Here is a 2,583-nt window from a genome sequence, read left to right as displayed (position 1 = left end):
GGGCGGGGGGTGTAGGTCTTGAGCCCGCCCGCGCCGTCGGGGAGTCGGATCGTCACAGCTGGATCTCCGGTACGTCGAGACGGCGGCCCTCGGCCGAGGACTTCAGGCCCAGCTCGGCGAGCTGGACGCCGCGGGCGCCGGCCAGCAGGTCCCAGTGGTAGGGCGCGTCGGCGTACACGTGCTTGAGGAACAGCTCCCACTGCGCCTTGAAGCCGTTGTCGAACTCGGCGTTGTCGGGGATCTCCTGCCACTGGTCGCGGAAGGAGTAGGTGGCGGGGATGTCGGGGTTCCACACCGGCTTCGGGGTGGCGCTGCGGTGCTGGACGCGGCAGTTGCGCAGGCCCGCGACCGCGGAGCCCTCCGTGCCGTCGACCTGGAACTCCACCAGCTCGTCGCGGTTGACGCGGACGGCCCAGGAGGAGTTGATCTGGGCGATCGCGCCGCCGTCCAGCTCGAAGATCCCGTACGCCGCGTCGTCGGCCGTGGCGTCGTACGGCTTGTCCTGCTCGTCCCAGCGCTGCGGGATGTGGGTGGCGGTGAGGGCCTGCACCGACTTCACCCGGCCGAACAGCTCGTGCAGCACGTACTCCCAGTGCGGGAACATGTCGACGACGATGCCGCCGCCGTCCTCCGCGCGATAGTTCCAGGAGGGGCGCTGGGCCTCCTGCCAGTCGCCCTCGAAGACCCAGTAGCCGAACTCGCCGCGGATGGAGAGGATGCGGCCGAAGAAGCCGCCGTCGATGAGGCGCTTCAGCTTCAGCAGGCCGGGCAGGAACAGCTTGTCCTGGACGACGCCGTGCTTGATGCCGGCCCCGTGGGCGAGGCGGGCCAGCTCCAGGGCGCCCTCCAGGCCCGTGGCCGTGGGCTTCTCCGTGTAGATGTGCTTGCCGGCCGCGATCGCCTTCTTCAGGGCCTCCTCGCGGGCGGAGGTGACCTGGGCGTCGAAGTAGATGTCCACCGTGTCGTCGGCGAGGACCGCGTCCACGTCCGTGGACCAGTGCTCCAGGCCGTGCTGCTCGGCCATCGCCTTCAGCGCGTGCTCACGCCGGCCGACGAGGATCGGCTCGGGCCACAGGACGGTGCCGTCGCCGAGGTCGAGTCCGCCCTGCTCGCGGAGGGCGAGGAGGGAGCGGACGAGGTGCTGGCGGTACCCCATGCGCCCCGTCACGCCGTTCATGGCGATCCGTACGGTCTTGCGTGTCACGGCCGATCCCTTCGTCTTGTCTGCGTTGCTGACTTGTTCGTTCTGGTTCGTACGCGTCCGGCGCCGCGTACGCCCTGGGACCCGCGAAGAGGTGAGCGTGACAGCAAGCGCTTTCTATCTAGTGAGAAGCTAGCCTCTGAGCAGCGGTCCGGACAAGACCGTAGGGGGTTCGAGTTGTTCGAGGGGGCGAACGGTGATCGCGGCCGTATGGTTCCCCGGACGAGCCGCGCCGACCTGTCCAGGGGTCGTACGACCGACTGGACGAGCCGCACGGCTCACGACGACTCGAACGAGACGCTCACCGGAGGCGAGTAAACGATGACAGTGACCCTGGCGGACGTGGCGGCCCGTGCGCAGGTGTCGCCCGCGACCGTCTCCCGGGTGCTCAACGGGAACTATCCGGTGGCCGCGTCCACGCGGGAGCGGGTGCTCAAGGCCGTCGACGAGCTGGACTACGTCCTGAACGGGCCCGCCAGCGCCCTCGCCGCCGCCACCTCCGACCTCGTCGGCATCCTGGTGAACGACATCGCCGACCCCTTCTTCGGGATCATGGCGAGCGCCATCCAGAACGAGATCGGCGGGCCGGGCGGGCGCGCGGGCGGGGAGCGGCTGGCCGTGGTGTGCAACACGGGCGGCTCTCCGGAGCGTGAGCTGACGTATCTCACGCTGTTGCAGCGGCAGCGGGCCGCGGCCGTGGTGCTGACCGGTGGGGCCATCGAGGACCCGGCGCATCTCACCGCCGTGGGCAACAAGCTGCGGAAGCTGGCGGATGCCGGGACGCGGGTCGTGCTCTGCGGCCGGCCGCCCACCCCCGAGGCCATCGCGATCACCTTCGACAACCGGGGCGGCGGACAGCTGCTCACCGAGCATCTGATCGGACTGGGGCATCGGAGGCTCGGGTACATCGCCGGGCCCGAGGAGCGGACGACCACGCGGCACCGGTTGGAGGGGCACCGGGCCGCGCTGGCCGCGGCCGGTGTCGAGGACGACCCCAGACGGACCGTCTACGGACGGTACGACCGGCTCTCCGGGTACGAGGCGACGCTGGAGCTGCTGCGGCGCGACCCGACGCTGACGGCGGTCGTCGCCGCGAACGACACGGTCGCGCTGGGCGCGTGCGCGGCGCTGCGCGACTCCGGCCTGCGCATCCCGGACGACGTCTCGGTCGCCGGGTTCGACGACCTCCCGTTCAGCATCGACGCGGTGCCCGCGCTGACGACCGTACGGCTGCCGCTGGCGGAGGCGGGGGCCCGGGCCGGGCGGATCGCGATGGGGCGCGAGGAGGCGCCGCCGGGCGGGATCGCCACGGTGCGCGGGGAGCTGATGGTTCGGGGGTCCACTGGGGGGCCTCGCGAGGCCTGAGGCGGGGGCAGGTGGAG

General features: G+C 71.4%; 2 protein-coding genes. One reads left to right on the top strand and one right to left on the bottom strand.

Features of this window, described 5'->3' with window-relative positions; genetic code table 11:
- Positions 1-52: 52 nt before the first annotated feature.
- Entirely contained in the window at positions 53-1,204 is a 1,152-nt protein-coding gene (locus AOK23_RS43630; protein ID WP_055717881.1) for a Gfo/Idh/MocA family protein, read from the bottom strand.
- Between the two features lie 318 nt (positions 1,205-1,522).
- Between AOK23_RS43630 and AOK23_RS43625 the strand changes: the two genes are divergently transcribed.
- Positions 1,523-2,566: a LacI family DNA-binding transcriptional regulator gene (locus AOK23_RS43625; protein WP_055717880.1), complete on the top strand. Its 1,044-nt coding sequence runs from the start codon at positions 1,523-1,525 to the stop codon at positions 2,564-2,566.
- Positions 2,567-2,583: the final 17 nt, after the last annotated feature.

Source organism: Streptomyces torulosus, from assembly GCF_001419765.1.
GTDB classification, from domain to species: domain Bacteria; phylum Actinomycetota; class Actinomycetes; order Streptomycetales; family Streptomycetaceae; genus Streptomyces; species Streptomyces torulosus.
The sequence above is the reverse complement of the archived record's forward strand: the minus strand, read 5'-3'. Positions and strand labels throughout refer to the sequence as shown.